The organism is Bacillus sp. FF-1 (assembly GCF_028548245.1).
Taxonomy (GTDB): Bacteria; Bacillota; Bacilli; order Bacillales; family Bacillaceae_G; genus Bacillus_A; species Bacillus_A paranthracis.
This window is the reverse complement of sequence record NZ_JAQQGG010000006.1, coordinates 86,265-105,586: the sequence shown is the minus strand read 5'-3', so window position 1 is coordinate 105,586 and position 19,322 is coordinate 86,265. Positions and strand designations below refer to the sequence as shown.

General features: G+C 35.8%; 13 protein-coding genes. 11 read left to right on the top strand and 2 right to left on the bottom strand.

Annotation, left to right across the window (positions count from 1 at the left end; translation table 11 throughout):
• Positions 1 to 35 precede the first annotated feature (35 nt).
• From PQF83_RS19770 to PQF83_RS19755, 4 genes are read left to right on the top strand one after another with little or no spacing between them, the layout of a single operon-like run.
• Entirely contained in the window at positions 36 to 986 is a 951-nt protein-coding gene (locus PQF83_RS19770) for an ABC transporter permease (protein ID WP_000278767.1), read from the top strand.
• 6 nt (positions 987 to 992) lie between these two features.
• A complete protein-coding gene (locus PQF83_RS19765) occupies positions 993 to 1,844 on the top strand; it encodes an ABC transporter permease (protein WP_001065309.1) in 852 nt (283 codons plus the stop codon).
• A gap of 26 nt (positions 1,845 to 1,870) precedes the next feature.
• On the top strand, positions 1,871 to 2,863 hold the full coding sequence (locus PQF83_RS19760) for an ABC transporter ATP-binding protein (protein WP_001291143.1): 993 nt from the start codon (positions 1,871 to 1,873) through the stop codon (positions 2,861 to 2,863).
• Positions 2,856 to 3,827 carry an ABC transporter ATP-binding protein gene (locus PQF83_RS19755; RefSeq protein WP_000544145.1) on the top strand — a complete coding sequence of 324 codons (972 nt, stop codon included), beginning with the start codon at positions 2,856 to 2,858 and terminating at the stop codon, positions 3,825 to 3,827. Before PQF83_RS19760 ends, PQF83_RS19755 begins: the two co-directional genes overlap by 8 nt.
• Before the next feature lie 256 nt (positions 3,828 to 4,083).
• Here the strand turns inward: PQF83_RS19755 and PQF83_RS19750 are convergent, their stop codons facing one another.
• A complete protein-coding gene (locus PQF83_RS19750) occupies positions 4,084 to 5,409 on the bottom strand; it encodes an MFS transporter (RefSeq protein ID WP_000079441.1) in 1,326 nt (441 codons plus the stop codon).
• Positions 5,410 to 5,634: 225 nt separating this feature from the next.
• On the opposite strand from PQF83_RS19750, the gene PQF83_RS19745 reads away from it, so the two are divergent.
• From PQF83_RS19745 to PQF83_RS19715, 7 genes are all read left to right on the top strand, one after another.
• Positions 5,635 to 7,224 carry an ATP-binding protein gene (locus PQF83_RS19745; protein WP_000749625.1) on the top strand — a complete coding sequence of 530 codons (1,590 nt, stop codon included), beginning with the start codon at positions 5,635 to 5,637 and terminating at the stop codon, positions 7,222 to 7,224.
• Positions 7,225 to 7,243: 19 nt separating this feature from the next.
• Positions 7,244 to 7,921, top strand: coding sequence for a response regulator (locus tag PQF83_RS19740; protein ID WP_000921543.1), 678 nt, complete (start codon positions 7,244 to 7,246; stop codon positions 7,919 to 7,921).
• Entirely contained in the window at positions 7,918 to 8,889 is a 972-nt protein-coding gene (locus tag PQF83_RS19735; protein ID WP_000746620.1) for a tripartite tricarboxylate transporter substrate binding protein, read from the top strand. Before PQF83_RS19740 ends, PQF83_RS19735 begins: the two co-directional genes overlap by 4 nt.
• Before the next feature lie 91 nt (positions 8,890 to 8,980).
• Entirely contained in the window at positions 8,981 to 11,515 is a 2,535-nt protein-coding gene (locus tag PQF83_RS19730; protein WP_196240847.1) for an McrB family protein, read from the top strand.
• Positions 11,490 to 13,934 (top strand): restriction endonuclease-like protein, encoded by a 2,445-nt coding sequence (locus PQF83_RS19725; protein WP_002163734.1) that lies wholly within the window; start codon positions 11,490 to 11,492, stop codon positions 13,932 to 13,934. Before PQF83_RS19730 ends, PQF83_RS19725 begins: the two co-directional genes overlap by 26 nt.
• A 17-nt stretch (positions 13,935 to 13,951) precedes the next feature.
• Positions 13,952 to 14,947: a PD-(D/E)XK nuclease family protein gene (locus PQF83_RS19720; protein ID WP_001042634.1), complete on the top strand. Its 996-nt coding sequence runs from the start codon at positions 13,952 to 13,954 to the stop codon at positions 14,945 to 14,947.
• A 560-nt stretch (positions 14,948 to 15,507) separates the two neighbouring features.
• Entirely contained in the window at positions 15,508 to 17,361 is a 1,854-nt protein-coding gene (locus tag PQF83_RS19715) for an AAA family ATPase (RefSeq protein ID WP_000120261.1), read from the top strand.
• A 237-nt stretch (positions 17,362 to 17,598) separates the two neighbouring features.
• Here the strand turns inward: PQF83_RS19715 and PQF83_RS19710 are convergent, their stop codons facing one another.
• Entirely contained in the window at positions 17,599 to 18,780 is a 1,182-nt protein-coding gene (locus PQF83_RS19710; protein ID WP_000035045.1) for a hypothetical protein, read from the bottom strand.
• Positions 18,781 to 19,322: the final 542 nt, after the last annotated feature.

Below are 19,322 nucleotides of genomic sequence, written 5' to 3'. Positions count from 1 at the left end.
GGAAATCAGCTTCTTTAGCTTGAGGGGGGAAGTTTGTGTATAAAGTAATTGCGAAGAGGCTTTTAAATGCAATTCCGCTTTTATTTGTTATTTCTATTATCTCTTTTTTATTAATAAAACTAGCACCGGGCGATCCTGTTCGAAACTTTGTCACGCCGAATATGAGCCCAATTGATGTTGAGCGTATTCGTAAAAGTTTAGGGCTCGATCAACCAATTTATATGCAGTATATTTTATGGTTAAAAAATATTGTAACAGGGAACTTTGGTTACTCACTGCAAAATCACCGTCCTGTTTTAGATCTTATTGTAGAAAGGTTACCTGCGACAATCGGCTTAATGGGATCGTCTTTACTCGTCTCATTTGTAATTGCAATCCCGCTTGGACTACTTACAGGTGTGAAAAAGAATTCTATCTTTGATCGCATTGTAAACTTTATTTCTTATGTGGGAATCTCAATGCCAGTCTTTTGGTTCGCGTTACTATTAATCTACTTGTTCTCTTTAAAGTTGAATCTTCTTCCGAGTATGGGTATGCGTACGGTCGGCCAAGATTCCTTCTTGGATATTGTACAGCACGGTATTTTACCTTGTATGGTGCTTGCGTTCCAAAATGTTTCTGTTTATATGAGATATATTCGTTCCAGTACAATTCAACAATTAGAAGAAGACTATGTACAAATTCAATATGCGTACGGTGCTTCAAAGAAAACAGTTTTATTTAATCACGTACTTCGAAATGTATTAATACCAATCATTACAATTTTCGGATTATCTATTCCAAGTTTAGTGGGCGGAGCGTTTATTACGGAAACAGTATTTTCATGGCCAGGTCTTGGTTCACTTGGGGTAAATGCTATTTTTAGATTTGATTATCCAATTATTATGGCAATTACATTACTATCATCCTTCATGTTAATTCTCGGTAACTTAATTGCTGATATTTTATATGGCGTAGTAGATCCGCGCATTCGAATGAGGGGGTGATTTGGAATGAATAATAGGAGATTTCAAACGATAAAAAGTAGTTTTACGAAAAATAAGTTTGTACTAATGGGAGTTATTATACTGGCGGTTTTAACGATTGCATCGATATTCGCATTTGTATCACCGTATGATCCTAGTAAAATGTCGATTCCAGATCGCTTACAAGAACCGAGTATGAGTCATCCTTTCGGAACGGATGATTACGGAAGAGATTATTTAACGAGGGCGTTATATGGTGGACGCGTTTCACTTGCGGTTGGTTTCCTTGCAATGGTTGTATCTGTTACAATCGGTACCGCAGTTGGAACAATTAGCGGATATTTTGGCGGAAAGTTAGACAACTTCTTAATGCGAGTTGTTGAAGTACTTATGTCAATTCCATCATTTTTTTTAATGCTGTTATTAAATGCTTATTTAAAACCGGGGATTACGACGTTAGTTCTTATTATTGGATTACTAACATGGATGGACACCGCTCGTATCGTAAGAGCAGAGACTTTATCTGTAAAAGAGCGTGAGTACGTTTTATATGCAAAAGTGTCAGGACAAAAATCACTCACGATTATTGTAAGACATATCATTCCTAACATTTTATCAACCATTATTATCGCCGCGACATTAACGATTGCGACATCAATTTTAATGGAATCATCACTTAGCTTCTTAGGTTTAGGTATTAGAGAACCAGATTCTTCTTGGGGCAGTATGCTAAACAATGCGCAAGGATATATCGGTGAAGCTTGGTATTTAACGCTCTTCCCAGGATTCCTTATTCTTTTAACAGTCCTAAGTTTTAACGTAATTGGTGAAGCGTTGAAGAAAGCTTTCGCACCAAAAGGGGCTGGAAATGAAAACTAAAGTGTTACGTGAAAGGAGTGAGAAGCGTGTCTGAAAAACTATTAGAAGTGAAAAATTTAAAGACTTCTTTTTTCATAGAAAGTGGAGAAGTGGAAGCTGTTCGCGGCGTTACATTTCGTTTAAATAAAGGAGAAGTAGTTGGTATCGTTGGGGAATCTGGAAGCGGAAAGAGTGTAATGGCTAAGTCCGTGATGTCTCTCGTTGCGTCACCAGGGAAAGTGAAAGAAGGGGAGATTCTTTTTCATAATGAAAACATCCTTTCTAAATCTGAAAAAGAATTACGTTCTATTAGAGGAAATCAAATTTCACTTATCTCGCAAGATCCAATGTCTGCGCTAAATCCAGTTGTGAAAATTGGGAAGCAAATGACGGAAGTAATTATACGGCATCAAAAAGTAAAAAAGAAAGAAGCAGAGCAGATTGCGGTTAACTTGCTAAAACAAGTTGGTCTTTCGTCGCCAGAAGAAAGGGTAAAACAATATCCGCACGAACTAAGCGGCGGTATGAAGCAGCGGGTTATGATTGCGATGGCAATGTCTTGTAATCCAGATCTTCTCATTGCGGATGAACCGACGACAGCGCTTGATGTAACGATACAAGCACAAATACTAGATTTAATGAAAAACTTAAAAAATGAAACGAATATGGCGTTACTTCTTATTACACATGACTTAGGGATAGTCGCGCAAAACTGTACACGCGTTATCGTTATGTATGGCGGTCTTATTATGGAAGAGGGGCCTGTACTTGATATTTTCCAATCGCCGAATCATCCATATACGAAGGGGCTATTAAACTCTTTACCGAAAATATCGAACGGTGTAAAAGAAAGGCTCGCACCAATTCAAGGTGTAACGCCAAACTTATTACACCCGCCACAAGGTTGCCCATTCGCAGAGCGTTGTCCGCATGCGATGGACATTTGTGAAAAAGAACGTCCACCGTATTTTGAAATCGGAGACGGAAGGCGTTCCATGTGCTGGTTAAATGATAGGGCGGTAGGTGATTTCCATGCATGAAGAAAATTTAATTGAAGTTCGGAACTTAAAAAAGTATTTTCCTATTAAAAAAGGACTATTCGGCAGAAAAACAGAGCAATTAAAAGCAGTCGATGACTTAAGTTTCACAATTAAAAAAGGTGAAACATTCGGATTAGTAGGAGAATCGGGCTGCGGAAAATCAACGACAGGAAGAAGTATCATTCGCTTGCACGATGTCACTTCAGGTAACGTTTTATTTGACGGAAAAGACATCGCAAGCTTAAAGGAAAGTGAACTAAAAGAATATCGAAAACGAATGCAAATCATTTTCCAAGATCCATACGCATCATTAAATCCGTCGATGAACGTATTCCAAATTATTAGTGAGCCAATGAACATTCATGGATCTTATGAAAAAGAAGAACAAAAAGAAATCATATTAGACCTGCTCAAAAAGGTAGGCTTAAAAGAAGAACATTTATATCGCTACCCGCACGAATTTAGCGGAGGTCAGCGCCAGCGCATCAGCATCGCGCGCGCACTATCTGTAAAACCAGATTTCATCCTATGCGACGAACCGATCTCAGCACTAGATGTCTCAGTCCAAGCGCAAGTCGTAAACATGCTGCAAGACATACAAGAAGAAACAGGCGTCACATACTTATTCATCGCGCATGACCTATCTATGGTAAGACACATATCAGACCGAATCGGAGTCATGTACTTAGGAAACATAGTAGAAATTGCCGACAGCGAAGACCTATACACAAAACCGGCACATCCGTACACACAAGCACTGCTCTCATCCATGCCAGAACCAGATCCAACAAAAACAGGGAAAGATCGGATCATTCTAGAGGGAGAAGTACCAAGCCCACTCAACTCACCATCCGGCTGCAAATTCAGAACGCGCTGCAAATTCGCCACTGAAAAATGCGCACAGGAAGTACCGAAGATGGTCGAGATTGCGAAGGGGCATGAGGTGGCTTGTCATTTGTTTTAGAGTGGGGAAAAGCACTGGGGGGGGATCTGGTGCTTTTTTCTTTTGTAGGGGCGTGGGTGCTGGTGTGGGATTGGTTGGTAGTTTTGGCGCTGTTTTTTGCGAAATTTGTCGGTAAGTCGATATATTGTGTCGAATCGTCGATATATTCGGAGTTGTGTTCGATATAATTGGATAATCGCTGATATAATTTTTGGGGGTGTGGGATTAGTTGGGAGAGTATAAAAAGGCCACCTTTTCCAAAGTGACCTTCCGTGTATTATTTTGAACTAGTACCATTCTTCAAACGATCCCCACCACCAAGCTCCGCCTCAATCTGCGAAGTCTTCGATGACTCATCCATACGCCAATACGTAATAAAGCTGATCGCGATACATCCGGCTACGTAGAAGTAGAATAGTGATTCCATTCCGATACTCTTTAGCCATAATGCGATAAACTCGGCTGTTCCGCCGAATATTGCAACGGTTAGTGCATATGGTAAACCTACGCCAAGTGCGCGAATTTCAGTTGGGAAGAGCTCTGCTTTTACAATTGCGTTAATCGATGTGTAACCAGTAACGATAATGAGACCGACCATCATGAGTAAGAACGCTACGATTGGTTCTGTCGTTTTTTCCATAAAGAAGAAGATCGGCGCTGTTAGTAACGTTCCGAGAATACCGAATGCCATTAATAGTGGACGGCGTCCGATTTTATCGGATAGTAGCCCTGCAATTGGTTGAAGTACGACGAAAATAAGTAGTGCGACAAAGTTAATCCAGCTTACAACTTCTTTCGGAAGACCGACTGTGTTTACCATGAATTTTTGTAAATATGTTGTGTACGTATAGAATGCAACAGTGCCTCCGAGTGTTAGGCCGACTACTGTTAATACTGCTTTCGGGTGTTTCATAAGAGTGCGAACAGTTCCTGCGCTTTCGCGTTTTTGTGATTTTATGTTTGAAAACTGCTCTGATTCATCCATCGTGCGGCGAAGCCATAATACAGCTACTGCGCCCATCGCTCCAATAATGAATGGAATACGCCAGCCCCAAGCTTTCATATCTGGTTCGCTTAGTAATTGCTGAAGAACAATTTGAACGCCTAACGCAACCATTTGCCCAGCAACGAGCGTTACATATTGGAAGCTTGAATAAAAACCACGGCGACCACTACTAGCCATTTCAGATAAATATGTGGCAGAAGTTCCGTACTCTCCGCCAAGTGATAATCCTTGTAGTAAACGGGCAAGAACTAAAATAATTGGTGCCATAATACCGATGCTTTCGTAACTAGGTGTACAGGCGATAATGAAAGAACCACCTGCCATAACTGTAATCGAAAGCGTTAATGCTGCTCGGCGTCCGTGCCGATCTGCATAACGTCCCATTAGTAAACTTCCGATAGGGCGCATTAAAAATCCAACTGCGAAAATAGCCGCTGTGTTCAATAATTGACTCGTTGGATCGCCTTTAGGAAAGAACTCTGCTGAAAAATAAACAGCAAAAGCAGAGTAAACGTACCAGTCGTACCATTCAATTAAATTACCGACAGAACCTTTGAAAATATTGCCGGCGACTCGATTGGATTTTGTTTGAGCCATAATCATTCCTCCTCTTGCTTAGTAATAAAATGATAAATATGAAAGCGTGTTCATTGTAGTTGAATTGTACTGTTCTTCAAATGAAATCTCAATATTATGACAATTTTATTCTTTTTGTACTTTATGAACATGGATATTTTTAATAGTTGCTTCATTATTCGTTTTGTCATAATAATAGAAAAAGGAGATTGATAGTTTTGAATATTTTATCAAAGGATATGAAGTATGAAGAAATCACGCAAAGTGTCATTACAAACGAAAATAGTAAGCTTAATTATCGCGTTAATTTTATTTGTCGTTCTCCTATTAGCAGGAATATTTGTTTACATTCAGTCCGTTGATACGAAGCGCCAAGTGGAGCAGCTAGCACTGCAAACAGCGAAGTCGCTTTCTTTTATGCCTGCTATAAAAGATGCTTTTCAAAATAACGAGCATAAAAGTACGATTCAATCCATTGCGGAACAAGTTCGTGAGCAAGCTGGTGCAGATTATATCATTATAGAAGATCGTTATGGAGTTATGTATTCGCATTCTAATTCGGAGTTAATTGGTACCAAGAGTAACAATCCATATAACTATGAAGCACTTACTTTTGGTGGTTATTATACGCTTGAAGGAAATGGTGAAAGTGGTCCAGCTTTAATGGCGAAAGCGCCCATTATTGTTCATAACGGAGACTATGATCAAGTCGTAGGCGTTGTGACAGTAGAGTTTTTAATAAAAGGTATCGAATCTAACATATTAAGCAGAACGAAAGAAATTATACTCTTCTCCTTAGCTGTATTACTAGCTGGAATTGTTGGTGGCATTCTTTTAGCACGTAGCATTCGTAAAGATACACTCGGTTTAGAGCCGAATGAAATTGCAGCGCTATACCGGGAACGAAGTGCAATACTACTATCTATAAAAGAAGGAATTATCGCCATTGATCAAAATGGTTTTATTACGATGATGAACACTTCGGCAGAAGAAATGCTATATGTAAATGGTGATTATATGCAGCAGCACATTTCAAAAGTTTTACCGGAATTTCATATGGAGAGAGTACTAGAAAACGATCAAGAAATCGCATTTCAAGATAAAGTGTTTATTTTAAACATGACACCAATACTCGAAAATAATAATACGGTAGGCGTTGTATGTAGTTTTAGAGATAAAACAGAACTGCAAAACTTAGTGAATACGATATCTGAGGTAAGAAAGTATTCAGAGGACTTGCGTGCTCAAACGCATGAGTTTACAAATAAGCTTTTCGTCTTATCAGGATTACTTCAGTTAGGGCACTACAGAGAAGCAATTGAATTTATCCAGCAAGAATCTAATATTCATCAAAGCCAAAACCATATTTTATTCCATCAAATTCACGATGCGAAAGTACAAGCTATTTTATTAGGAAAAATCGGAACAGCGTCTGAGAAGAAAATTAATTTTCATATTGAAGGAGATAGTGCACTTCATCCGTTACCAGACCATATAAAAGTTTCGCACCTTATTACGATACTTGGAAACATAATCGACAATGCATTTGATGCGGTGAGTGAGCGAGAGGAAAAGAGTGTTTCCTTCTTCGTTACGGATATTGGGCACGATATTGTGTTTGAAGTGATAGATAGCGGAGTAGGAATACCAGCTGAAAAAATAACGACCATTTTTCAAAAAGGATTTTCAACGAAAGGAAATAATCGTGGTTACGGACTAGCAAACGTGAAAGAAATGGTAGATGTACTAGAAGGAACGATTGAAATTCAAAACGAGAAAAATGGGGGAGCTATTTTTACAATTTACCTTCCGAAAACATTGAAAGAAAGTACATGACAAACAGGGGGATGGACATATGTTGAAGGTTGCAATTGCAGAAGATGATTTCCGCGTCGCGCAAATTCAGGAAGAGTTTTTATCAAAAATAAAGGACGTAAAAGTAATCGGAAAAGCATTGAACGCGAAAGAAACGATGGAACTACTACAAAAGGAAGAAATCGATTTGCTTCTATTAGATAATTATTTACCAGATGGAATTGGAACAGACTTATTACCACAAATCCATGCTGACTTTCCAAACGTTGACGTCATTATGGTTACTGCAGCGAATGAAAACTATATGCTAGAAAAAGCAATCCGAAACGGCGTAAGTAACTACCTTATAAAACCGGTCACGTTAGAAAAATTCGTTCGCACAATTGAAGACTATAAAAGAAAAAAGCAATTACTACATAGTAACAATGAAGTGAATCAAGCACTAATCGATAACTTCTTCGGTATGTCGCAAACACAAGATATAAAAAACTTACCGACAGGCGTTGATCCGTTAACACTGCAAAAAGTGAAAGGCATTATAAAAGGATTCGAAGAGGGCATTACAATAGAAGAAATGGGAGAACAAATGGGGGCCTCCAGAACAACCGCAAGAAGATATTTAGAATACTTAGTAGCGACAAACGAGTGCACAGTAGAATACACATACGGCATTATCGGACGACCAGAACGAAAATATCGCATAGGACGAGGACTATGAAAAAAAGATTATTACTATGTATATGGATCATGACAGGAGTAATAGCTGGTTGTTCCTCGGAAAAATCCGAAACAAATACAGTAAACATAGAAGAAGTAGAAATCGTTGCGCCGAACGTTCAAGGAGCCGGATGGGACTTAACAGCACGAGCGATGCAAAAAACGCTCGCAGAAGAAAAAATCTTCACAAAACCAATTACTGTCACAAACAAAATAGGTGGCAGCGGTGATGTCGGATGGAAATATACGAAACAAAAAGGCGGTCACGTACTGGCGATTAACTCAAGCTTACTCATAACGAACAACCTACTAGGCCACAGTAAACTAACATATAAAGACTTCACGCCGCTCGCGCTACTAGCATCAGACTGGGAAGTCGTTGTCGTATCAAAAGACTCAAACATAGAAAACGCAAACGAACTAATGGAACAACTAAAACAAAACAAGAAAAACTTCAACATCGGAGTTGCCCCAGGCTTAGGAAACGACGATCACCTATCATTCGTACAAGTAAGCAAAGCCTTCGGCATAAACCCAGCCGAACTACAATTCTTCGTCTACGAAAACAAAGAAAAAATCATAAACGCCCTAACGAACAAACAAATAGGTGCCGCAACCATGACCCTATCCGAAGCCGAAAAACAATACAAAGCCGGCAAAATAAAAATACTAGCCGTATCCGCACCAAAACGACTAGATCGACTACCAGAAATCCCAACATGGAAAGAACAAGGAATCAACGTCATATTCCAGCACTGGAAAGGCATTATGGGCCCAAAAGATATGACGGAGGAAGAGGTTGCTTATTGGGATGGTGTTATTAAGAGGATGGTTGAGAGTGATAGTTGGAAGGAGATTTTGAGGGAGCGGGGTTGGGAGAGTTTTTATAAGGGGAGTGGGGAGAGTATGATATTTCTTGAGCAGAGTAGTCAGGAGTATGGGGAGCTAGTGGGGAATAATAGGAATTAGTAGATCATACAGTATGGCGTATGATTTTTCTTTTATACATAGTTTGGTAAAATAGTAGTAATTGTAATTTATTGTAACGGTGGGGATGAAAATGTTAGAGCAACTCATAATTGAATTGGCTAAATTAACGGAGCAGGTTGAAGATATAAATGGTGATAAAACTTATTTGGTTATAAATAAAGATGATGAAAGATTATACGTTGAAGCTAAATTTTTACGTGAGCAATATGAAGAGGAAGCATCACCTTATTTTAAAGTGAGTTTTGAAATTCTTAAGGATGCTTGGAGAAAATTTATCGCTATGCGTACAGTAAATAGTGAAGATTTTGGACAAGCGTGTGAATGTAATACTTTCTTGGTAGCTTTCTTTTCACAGCTTCCATTTGTGGATGTAAAAGAATCGGGAGCTATTACATTTAAAGAATTCAAAACCGATAATCTACCAAGCGAAAAATACGATAAAGTCATGCTCTTTTTAGAAGAGATCATGAATGGTACATATAATCCAAGTACGTTACGTGAACAAACGGATGAAAGTTTATATAGAGTGAAATCTAATGCGCGCCAAGATTTAAGATTGTTGGGCTTTTTGAATGAATCTCATGAAATGAATCAGTTGCTATTAAGCGAATGTGTTCAATCGGAAGATAAGAAAAGCTACATGGCACAGTTAGTTTTAAAACAAGAATATTTCCGTCATGCTTTATTTGTTCTTGGATTGTTAGAGAAGTATTCAAAGAATGAAAAGAAATTAGCTCTAGTTGATTTGGGAATGACAATTGTCCGGAATTCATTAGGGGATAATTTGATGGTTGAATCGGTAGCGAGGCGGCGTACGAATAATTTACTAGATTGGCTTGAACAAGCGGGACTAGTTAATGATGAATGGATTTCTGTTGAACAATATGTAAAAGATGATGGGGAAAAGGGCGGTAGTATGAACAGTAATTTACGTGAAGGATTTTTAAGGATAATGGACGGTTATCTAGATGCAAAAAAGGGGAGTGCAAAAGGGCATAAATTGGCTGAATTGGTTCGAAAGGACATAACGACAGAAATTAAGTGTTTACCTTTTATGAATGACAGTAAGCACATCGTTACTGGCTCGGTTGGACAAGGGAATTGGGCATCTATTCCGTGGATTGCTATTATGAATAAGGATATTACCAAATCGACTCAGAGGGGATACTATATCGTTTATTTATTTAGTGAAGATATGAAAAGATTGTATCTAACTATAGGACAAGGGGTAAAAGATACGCCTAACGAAGAAATGGAGAAGATTAAGCAAGAAGTTCGTCAACATATATATATGTCTAAAAAGGTGAAGAAAGACGATAATATTTTCCTTGGTACAAGTTCAAGAGCGATGGATTATGCAAATTCAACAGCTGCCTACATTGTATACGATGTGAACAAAATGCCAGTTGAGGTTGAGTTAGTAGAAGATTTAAAAGAAATGCTTCACTACTATGAGGGATTCATTAACTATAAAGAGAAAGGTATTAAGTATGAAGCAAGTTCTGAGAGGAAAGAAGTTCATTTAGATCAGCAATCCATTATTGATCATGTGTCTTCTTATATTCAAAGTAAAGGTTTCTATTATGAGGAAAAGGATCTTATTAATTTCTTCCTTTCATTAAAGACGAAGCCGTTTGTAATTTTATCAGGTATTTCAGGTACAGGGAAAACGAAAATTGTGCAGTGGTTTGCGGAAAGTTTAGGGGCAACGGAAGAGAATGGACAATTTACGCTTATTCCGGTTCGACCTGATTGGAGTGATAGTTCTGATTTGCTTGGCTATGTGAATCTTCAAGGCGAGTTTCAAGAAAGACCGTTAATTAAAGTTCTTGAAAATGCAGATGCAAATCCAAATCGACCGTATTTTGTAGTGTTAGACGAGATGAACTTAGCTCGAGTAGAATACTACTTTAGTGACTTTTTAAGTGTAATCGAGAGTCGTAAATGGAAAGATGGAAAAATTGTTACGTCACCGGTACTTCCAGAATCAATTACGAATAAGCATATTACGATTCCATCAAATGTATATATTATCGGAACTGTAAATATGGACGAAACGACACATCCGTTAAGTAAGAAAGTATTAGATCGAGCAAATACGATTGAGTTTAATACTGTTAGCTTAGATTATTTTAATTTCTTAATGGATGTAGAAGAGAAGGAAGCCGAAATTGTTTCAAATCGCTCTTTAGAAACTGAGTATCTTCATCTAAAAGAATGTTTTAAAGAAAACGAAGATCTTGTGAGAAATATATCGAACCTTTTAATAAAAATAAATAAAATACTTGAATCAGTGGGGGCTCAAGTTGGATACCGTATAAGAGATGAAATTTGTTTCTATATGGTATACAACGAACAAGGAAAGTTATTGTCATTTGATGAAGCACTCGATTATCAAATATATCAAAAGATTTTACCGCGTCTTGCAGGAAGCGATGGAAGAACAGAAGAGGTATTAAAGCAGTTGTATGTATTATGTGCAAATGAAGAATATGATAGTGGCAATAATGACGCTTCCTATGCTAAGTATCCTCGTTCAGCTAACAAGCTGTCTCATATGTTAAGGAGGTTCGAGTATGATGGTTTCACCTCTTTCTGGATCTAATAATGAGATAGAGCTAGTTAAGATTGAAACAGCGGAGCTATCATTGACGATTAAAGGAAATCCTTATCATGAAAAATATGAGAGTTTAAAAGAATATCACGCTATGAACGCGGATGAAATGATGTATTTTCGTGTAGCTGGGAAGGCAGAAGCCGTTTCTGTATTTGATGCTAGATTGCAGAGGCTAGACGAATGGAATGAACATCCACCAATCTTTTTTGAAAATAGAAGTTATCAGCTTGTTGTTGTTCCGAAAAATAACAAGCAGCTCTCTTTTTATCATGAACATCCAGGATTTCGAAAGCAAGTTAGTTCCATTCAAATGGGATCACTTCATGTGTTAATGGGAAATCTTTCATTTCCAAATGAAGTAGGAAATACAACGTTTGAAATTAAAGATGATCAAGATACTTTATTAACTGTTACATTTGAAGTTTTCCCGGCAAAACTGGATTATAAGGATGATTACAAAGCCTTATTAGATGAAGTAAATGATGAAATTTATAATTTAGCGTTTCATTTACTAAAGAGAACTTACTTAGGAGCATCTGCAATTTATGCTACAAATCCATCGAAGAGTGAATTTTATCGTATTTTAAATGATTCCTTTGAGCGGTTTATGAAGTCGATCTCTCACATTAAAAGACAACCACATCATACGCTTATGACTAGACATCAACTAGTACGAGGAGAAAAAATTCGTAAATTGGATTCTGTCGGAATGAACTATTTGCGAAAGCGACCATACTTGCTGCAAGGAGAAAATAATATACCGACTAAAGGCATTACAGCTTATAAGGAAGTGTCTTATGATACGTTAGAAAATAGATTTGTTAAATGGATGATTCAAAGAGTCGTACATAAAATAGAAGATTTACTTAAGGCGCTAGAGCCAAAGTCTAGATATACACGTGGTGTAACTGATGAAGATTTGTTAGAACGTGTAAGAAATATGAAGTATCGAATGAAAAATGAATTGAACGATCCATTTTGGCGAGGAATAGGAAAATTAGATCGCTCAGTCTTTTCGCTCGTAATCCAAATGGCGGCTGGCTATAGAGATGCGTATCAAATTTTCTTAATGCTATCACGAGGCTTAACATTACGAGGACAAATTTTCAAAATGTCAGTAAAAGATGTCGCTAGATTATACGAATATTGGACGTATTTAAAACTTGGACAAATTCTATCTAAAAAATATATACCGCTCCATCAAGATGTTATTCAAGTTAAACAAGATGGTTTATACGTAACGCTTGATGAAAGTAAAACTGCAAAAAGAACGTTCAAGCATCCAGTCACTGATGAAGTAATAGAACTTTATTTCCAGAAAAGAAACGGTAGACTGCCAACAGTTACACAAAAGCCAGATACGATGCTCGCTATAGAGAAAAAGGGAAAGAAGTATCAATATCAATACATTTTTGATGCGAAATACCGAATTGATTTTGCTGAAAGATCTCATTATAAAAGGAAGTATGGCACCCCTGGGCCAATGGAAGAAGATATTAACACAATGCATCGTTACAGAGACGCACTAGTAGTAGAACAAGAGGGGCCTTTTGAGCGAACAGCTTACGGAGCGTACGTACTATTCCCGTGGAACCAAGAGGAAGCGTACGAGAACCATCCATTTTATAAGAGTATCGAAAAAGTAAATATCGGTGGCTTTCCATTCTTACCAAACGCAACAAGACTAGTCGAACAATTTCTAGACCATCTCATTGAAAAAAGCCCAGAAGAAATTATAAGAGAAGGCATCCTTCCAAGAGGAACAAAAGAAGAATGGCACTCCTCGCTAGAAGAAAAAGTATTAGTGGGCGGTGTGAAAACTGAAGCCGACTATGAAGCATATAGAAAAGAAGGCTTATACCAGTTACCAGTCACACAGTTAAAACCAGGATGGCAAGAAGCAAAGTACATAGCATTATATGCACCGAAAAAATGGTACGGAGAAAAAGGTGGAATTCAATACGTAGCTAAAATCAAGAACATTCAAATGCAACAAAACGATAATTATGTACATTTCGAACTAGAACCATGGAAAAAACTAGACCATCTCATCCGCCCAGTAGGATATGGCATTCAAACATACACAATAACAACTATGTCGTTATTAAAAGAAGTACAAGAACTCCCAGAACTCTTCATGAAATCAAAAGAAGAAAGAACTCTTTGGAAAACGCTACGTCGCTTTACGAAGCAGGTTAAGGTTGAGTTGGATCATAACAACTTAGATGAGGCCTCTTCTATTAAGAGTTATTATGTGCAGGATGTTCAGATTTGGGTTGATTATGAGAATGGGGTTGTTATGGTGAGGAGAGATGGGCGAGTTAAGGAAGTTCCTTTGGAGTTGGCTGTTGGTAGGGGTTCGGTGTTGTTTAAGGAAGTTTTAGAGGTACTAAATGTTAGGGAGTAGTAAAAGGGGATTAAATAATGAATAAGAGACCAAATTTATTTTCACATGGAACAAGTGAGTTGTCGCAAGATGCTTTTATTTGTTGGCTAGCAGAGTGGGCGAATCCAGTCTATAAAGAAACTGATGAATGCTTATATGAAGCCAGTATAGGTTTTATTAGAAGAATATATGATTTACATAAAAAGACCTTTCCAGCTGCTATTAAAGAAATTAAGATTACGAAACAATTTAAAGGTTTAGATATACTTATTGAAATTAACGGTAATCAGGCTATTTTAATTGAAGATAAAACGTATACAAAAGAACATTCTAATCAACTGAAACGTTATTATGAAGATGTAATGAAATTTAAAAAATATGAAAAACATGACCTGTTGCCTATCTATTATAAAATAGGTAATCAAAGTGATTATTCAGCAGTTATTGATGCAAAGTATATGTTGTTTACAAGAAAACAAATGCTTGAATTTTTACAAGAAAATATAGATAGAGGAGTTCAAGATCAAATATTTTTAGATTACTATTTTTATTTAAGAGAAATAGATCAAAAATATAATTCATATAAGACACTTCCGCTAAGTGAGTGGAAAGGTGAAGCTTGGGAAGGATTTTATGAGGAGCTAAAGCAACGCGGGATCAAAGGTCAATATGGGTATGTAGCTAATCCGAATGGTGGGTTCTATGCCTTATGGTGGAATGAACACGAAGATAATAATTGTAAGCAGTATTTGCAGTTAGAAGAAGGGCGTTTATGCTTTAAAATATATGTTGCTGATAAGCATAGAAGAAAAGAACTTAGAGATAAGTGGAGTAAAGCGCTAATCGAACGGAGTCATAATTATTCTTTTAATGTAGAGAAACCTAAATTTGGTAATGGGCGATATATGACGGTTGCTGTGGTGAGGGATTATAGAGTGGAGGATGGACAAGGGAGAATTGATATTCCAGGAACGATGGGAGTTTTAGGTGAAGTGGAGAGATTTTTAAAAATGAGAGATGTAATTATGAAATAGATTAGATAAATATTAGTCGGATAAATTGTATTATTAGCTATGGGAAGAAGAGTATATGAGATATATGCTCTTCTTTTTATTTATAAATAACATGGATGTGAATCTTAAATGATGACCTCCACCCTGTCAAGGTGCGAGGTCAATTCATTCACGTTCCTTATAACGGTTAAACCGTTGATATAACTGCATTTTACAATAACTCTACTGGTGTGTACAGCCATTTTTAACCGCAATCCTCTTTTATTACATACCCATAACACTTATTTCTACTTTGTCCTGATAGATTATGATAATAGAAAAATTATTTGGATCTCCTCTTAATAGGGATGAAGGTGTGATTTATTTAATAATATGTAAAGGTATTAATATCGTAGATTATGTTATTTTAATGAACTTTTGTTAATTGGATAGATTGAACCTCATTTTTATTAATTCATAAGATGTTGTGATTGAAGGATTAAGCTTGTGAGAATAACATTTTAGTTGGTAAAATTAAGTAGAGCTCCAATAAATGTATGGAGTATAATAAATAAATAATTGATGAACTAGAGGTGAGAGTTGTGTCATACCATATAAATGAAATTTTACTTATTGATGAAAAATATGAAAACTATGAGTTTTTAGGATGTGAAGGGAATAAAAGTATACAGAATTTGTCGAAAGTAAACATTTTTGTCGGTGCGAATAATTCAGGAAAGAGTAGAATGTTAAGGGAATTATTTCAAGAAGATATGTTGAAATTCGTTCCTGCTGATTTTAAAATGGATAAAGTTAATAACTTAATAAGAGAATATAAAGAAAAAATAATCAATAAATTAGATAATAGAGGTATTTTGGGGTATGGGAATGTAAACAAAGCGGAAATTGAACAAATGGAAGAACCTGAATACATTTTAGCAAATGAAGATTTTTTGAAGTATTTTTATGATAATGTTGAGAAGTCATTGAATTTGGTTGGAAGTCAGGGTATCACATCTAGTGGAATGTCCATACCTCATATTGATGAGGCAAGGATGAACGAGGATATGAAAGAAGTATCTTTGAGTATTAAGGAGAGAATAGAACAAGTTGTAGGTGAATATAAAAAATATAAATTTCAGAAGGTGTATATACCTACTTTAAGAGGACTAAGGGGATTTGATAATAACGAGAATTATTATCTGAATCGTACAAAAAAAGATTATTTCCTTAGTAAAGAAGAAGTAGAAATTTTTACTGGATTAGATTTATACGAAGAGGTAAAAAAACTACTGCTAGGTAGTTTAGAAGATAGGGAAAAGATAGCTGATTTTCAAAAATTTCTTGGAGAGAGCTTTTTTGACGATCAAAAGGTTACATTAATTCCTTCTATAAATTCTGATGTTCTACATGTGAAAATTGGTGATGAAAAGGAACAACCCGTCTATAACCTAGGTGATGGTATACAATCCCTTATTATTTTAACATTTCCATTGTTTAAATATAGAGAAGAAAAGCTATTATTATTCATAGAAGAGCCTGAATTGTATCTCCATCCTGGTATGCAAAGGAAGTTTTTGGAGATTATAATGAGTGCTGATTTTGATGGATTTCAATACTTTATTACATCGCATTCTAATCATTTCTTAGACATCACCCTTGATATGGAGAAAATATCTATATATTCATTTGGAAAGGAACTAGAGACGAAAGTTACCAAGGAAAGAAAAGCTAATTTCATAGTTGAAAATGTTAGTAATGAAGAGAATAATGTGTTGCAGATGTTAGGAGTTAGAAATTCAGCAGTTTTCTTATCCAATTGCACTATATGGGTTGAGGGAATTACAGATAGGTATTATATTCGGCATTTTTTAGATTTATATCAAAAGTCACTTGAAGAAAAGGATACATATAAGGAGGATATACATTATTCATTTGTAGAATATAGTGGTAATAATATTACTCATTGGTCATTTTTAGATGATGTAGAAGAGAAAAAAGAAACATATAGAGGGATGAATCCAAGTAAGATATGTAGTACTCTATTTTTAATTAGTGACAAGGATGAGGGAAAAGAAGAAAGGCAAGAAAAATTAGAAGCGACATTAGGGGACAATTACTATTGTTTAGAGTGTAAAGAAATAGAAAATATTTTGTCAGCTAAAACGCTTAAGGAAGTAGTTGCTATTTATGAAAAGGTACCAGTTGAAGATTTGGAATTTGAAATAGACTTCACAGAAGAGAGCTACAAAGAAAAATATTTAGGTACATTTATTGATGAAAACTTAAAAGATAAAAAAAGAAAAGGAAGTTATGCTTCTGGATCAGGCACAGTATCAGGAAAACTAGATTTTTGTAAAAGAGCAATTGGGAATGTAGCCACAATAGATGATTTAAGTAATGAAGCAAAAAATTTGTGTGAAAAACTATATGAATTTATTGCTAGTAAAAATTAAATAATCATGGCTTGCATTTATATACAACATTTGAAACTATAATAACCTAGTTGCCGTTGCAACTCTTTTGATCTGCACCTTTTTAGGCATCTATTAATAGAACAATAAACCCCTTCCGTATTTAAGGAAGGGGTTTTACATTTATTTACTTGTAACTCTTAAAAATAAAATAATTGCCACTTAAACAAATGTACTTATGCTATTTTGATTAATAACATGGATAAATGATTATGTATTTTATGCTGTCGCTTTTTCTTCAACTTGCAATACTTTCAATCCATTATCAATTGCTTTTGCATAACAATCGCTCATTTTTAACTGAATAATTTCATTATTAAGCAGTTCCCTGATTCCATCATCTCCAATAATCTTTTCACTTGCTGTGGCTGTCTCTTTATAAACATCTTTTTTCTTCTTTCCACCTAATAGTTTATGTAATTGGTTGTTGTTTTTAATAACAACAGGTTTATTGTGAAAAGCATCTTGTCGTGCTTCTGCTAGTTTAATCGCAAAATCAATGTGTTTGAATCGGAAAGCATCTGTTAAAGGCGTTTTTTCAAAGTAGTTTTGAATTTCTTTATCATAAGCAACAAGACCAATTGTTTTTGCTTCAAATATTCGTACATATCCTAATGTTTTGAGATATTCTTTTTCGTCTCTTTTGTATGCTTTGACTGCATGTGATTTCAACTTAAACATTATATCTTGATATGTCACATTATGCTTTTGTCGTAGTTGCATCTGCTTTCTTTTAATGTTAAACACTTCATCTGGTGTTAATGTATCATACAATTCTTGCTCATCATCTGTTTTAATGATTGCTTGGTGAATATCTATATAGTAAATAATTTCATTTTGCTTCAATTCATCTAAAACAGTTTCTACTTGTTTAGTTAATCTACCAACTTCTTTCACACATTCCCAGAATACATCCCAACCCATTTCCTTAATCCTGCTGTCGGTTTCACATAATTTTTCAAAGTAGTCTTGACGTTCAGCTGTACCAACTTTTCTGGATGCTTCGTACATGGTTTCACTAAAGCAACCTAATTCATAAGCAAGCCTTTTCAGTGTGATTGTTGCTCTATTATCACATTTATGTTTATTCAAATACTGAATGATAGCTGTACGAATATCCTCTTTATAGGGTAATTGTTGTCTGTTTCCGCTATTAGAATAGTTTTGTAGTTGTTTTCTATCAAGTTTTTCATTTCTTTTACCTGCCAATCTGAAACCTTTACCCTTTCCTAATTCTTCAACAACCTCATATTCTTCATTTGCGGTAGTCATTACTGCAACCTTAATATCTCTACTTTTAAATTTGTTGTATTTAGCAAAATGATTCTTTTGCTTCTCGTTTCCATATCTTTCAACCAATTCTGCACTTGTTAAAATCATTTCATCATTATAGTTTGCCATAGTTTTTCAACTTCCTTTTCTTACTTTTCATTTGGGCAAGGAACTTTGAGTACTATAAAAATCTATTTATATATATAGGTATCAAAGTTCCTTGCCTTTTTTATTCATCTAAAAACATCGAACATCATCTAAGGGTAGCTAGCGATGTTTTTGGCGTACCTTTTTGCATCGCAACACTTTGAAATCCTGCGAGGTACGAGCAGGTTTTAAAGTGCTTGTGTAAAAAGGTACATAATTAACACTTATTAAATCATTGACTGCTTCAAATTATGTTCGTACATTAATTCTTTAAAATCATTTGAATATATGTTAGTGGGTAGTTCTTATTAATATTTCATATACATGGGGATACTCAATTAGCTATATTAAATCCCCTTAAAAAAACAGGTATATGCATACTTGATCCTGCAATCTGTCATAAATATATTGTCGTATGAAAATACTTTAAGTCCTGTCTATAGACTTATATTTATAGGTATCTCATTATGTTTAGGAATATTGTTATTGTAGAATAGATAAAAAATTTTTTATGTTGTGGGTGT

Coding starts and splice junctions, on each gene's coding strand:
- PQF83_RS19765 (WP_001065309.1), top strand. CDS start 993: ATGAATAATAGGAGATTTCAAACGATAAAAAGTAGTTTTACGAAAAAT.
- PQF83_RS19755 (WP_000544145.1), top strand. CDS start 2,856: ATGCATGAAGAAAATTTAATTGAAGTTCGGAACTTAAAAAAGTATTTT.
- PQF83_RS19740 (WP_000921543.1), top strand. CDS start 7,244: ATGTTGAAGGTTGCAATTGCAGAAGATGATTTCCGCGTCGCGCAAATT.
- PQF83_RS19720 (WP_001042634.1), top strand. CDS start 13,952: ATGAATAAGAGACCAAATTTATTTTCACATGGAACAAGTGAGTTGTCG.
- PQF83_RS19750 (WP_000079441.1), bottom strand. CDS start 5,409: ATGGCTCAAACAAAATCCAATCGAGTCGCCGGCAATATTTTCAAAGGT.
- PQF83_RS19730 (WP_196240847.1), top strand. CDS start 8,981: ATGTTAGAGCAACTCATAATTGAATTGGCTAAATTAACGGAGCAGGTT.
- PQF83_RS19745 (WP_000749625.1), top strand. CDS start 5,635: ATGAAGAAATCACGCAAAGTGTCATTACAAACGAAAATAGTAAGCTTA.
- PQF83_RS19710 (WP_000035045.1), bottom strand. CDS start 18,780: ATGGCAAACTATAATGATGAAATGATTTTAACAAGTGCAGAATTGGTT.
- PQF83_RS19735 (WP_000746620.1), top strand. CDS start 7,918: ATGAAAAAAAGATTATTACTATGTATATGGATCATGACAGGAGTAATA.
- PQF83_RS19725 (WP_002163734.1), top strand. CDS start 11,490: ATGGTTTCACCTCTTTCTGGATCTAATAATGAGATAGAGCTAGTTAAG.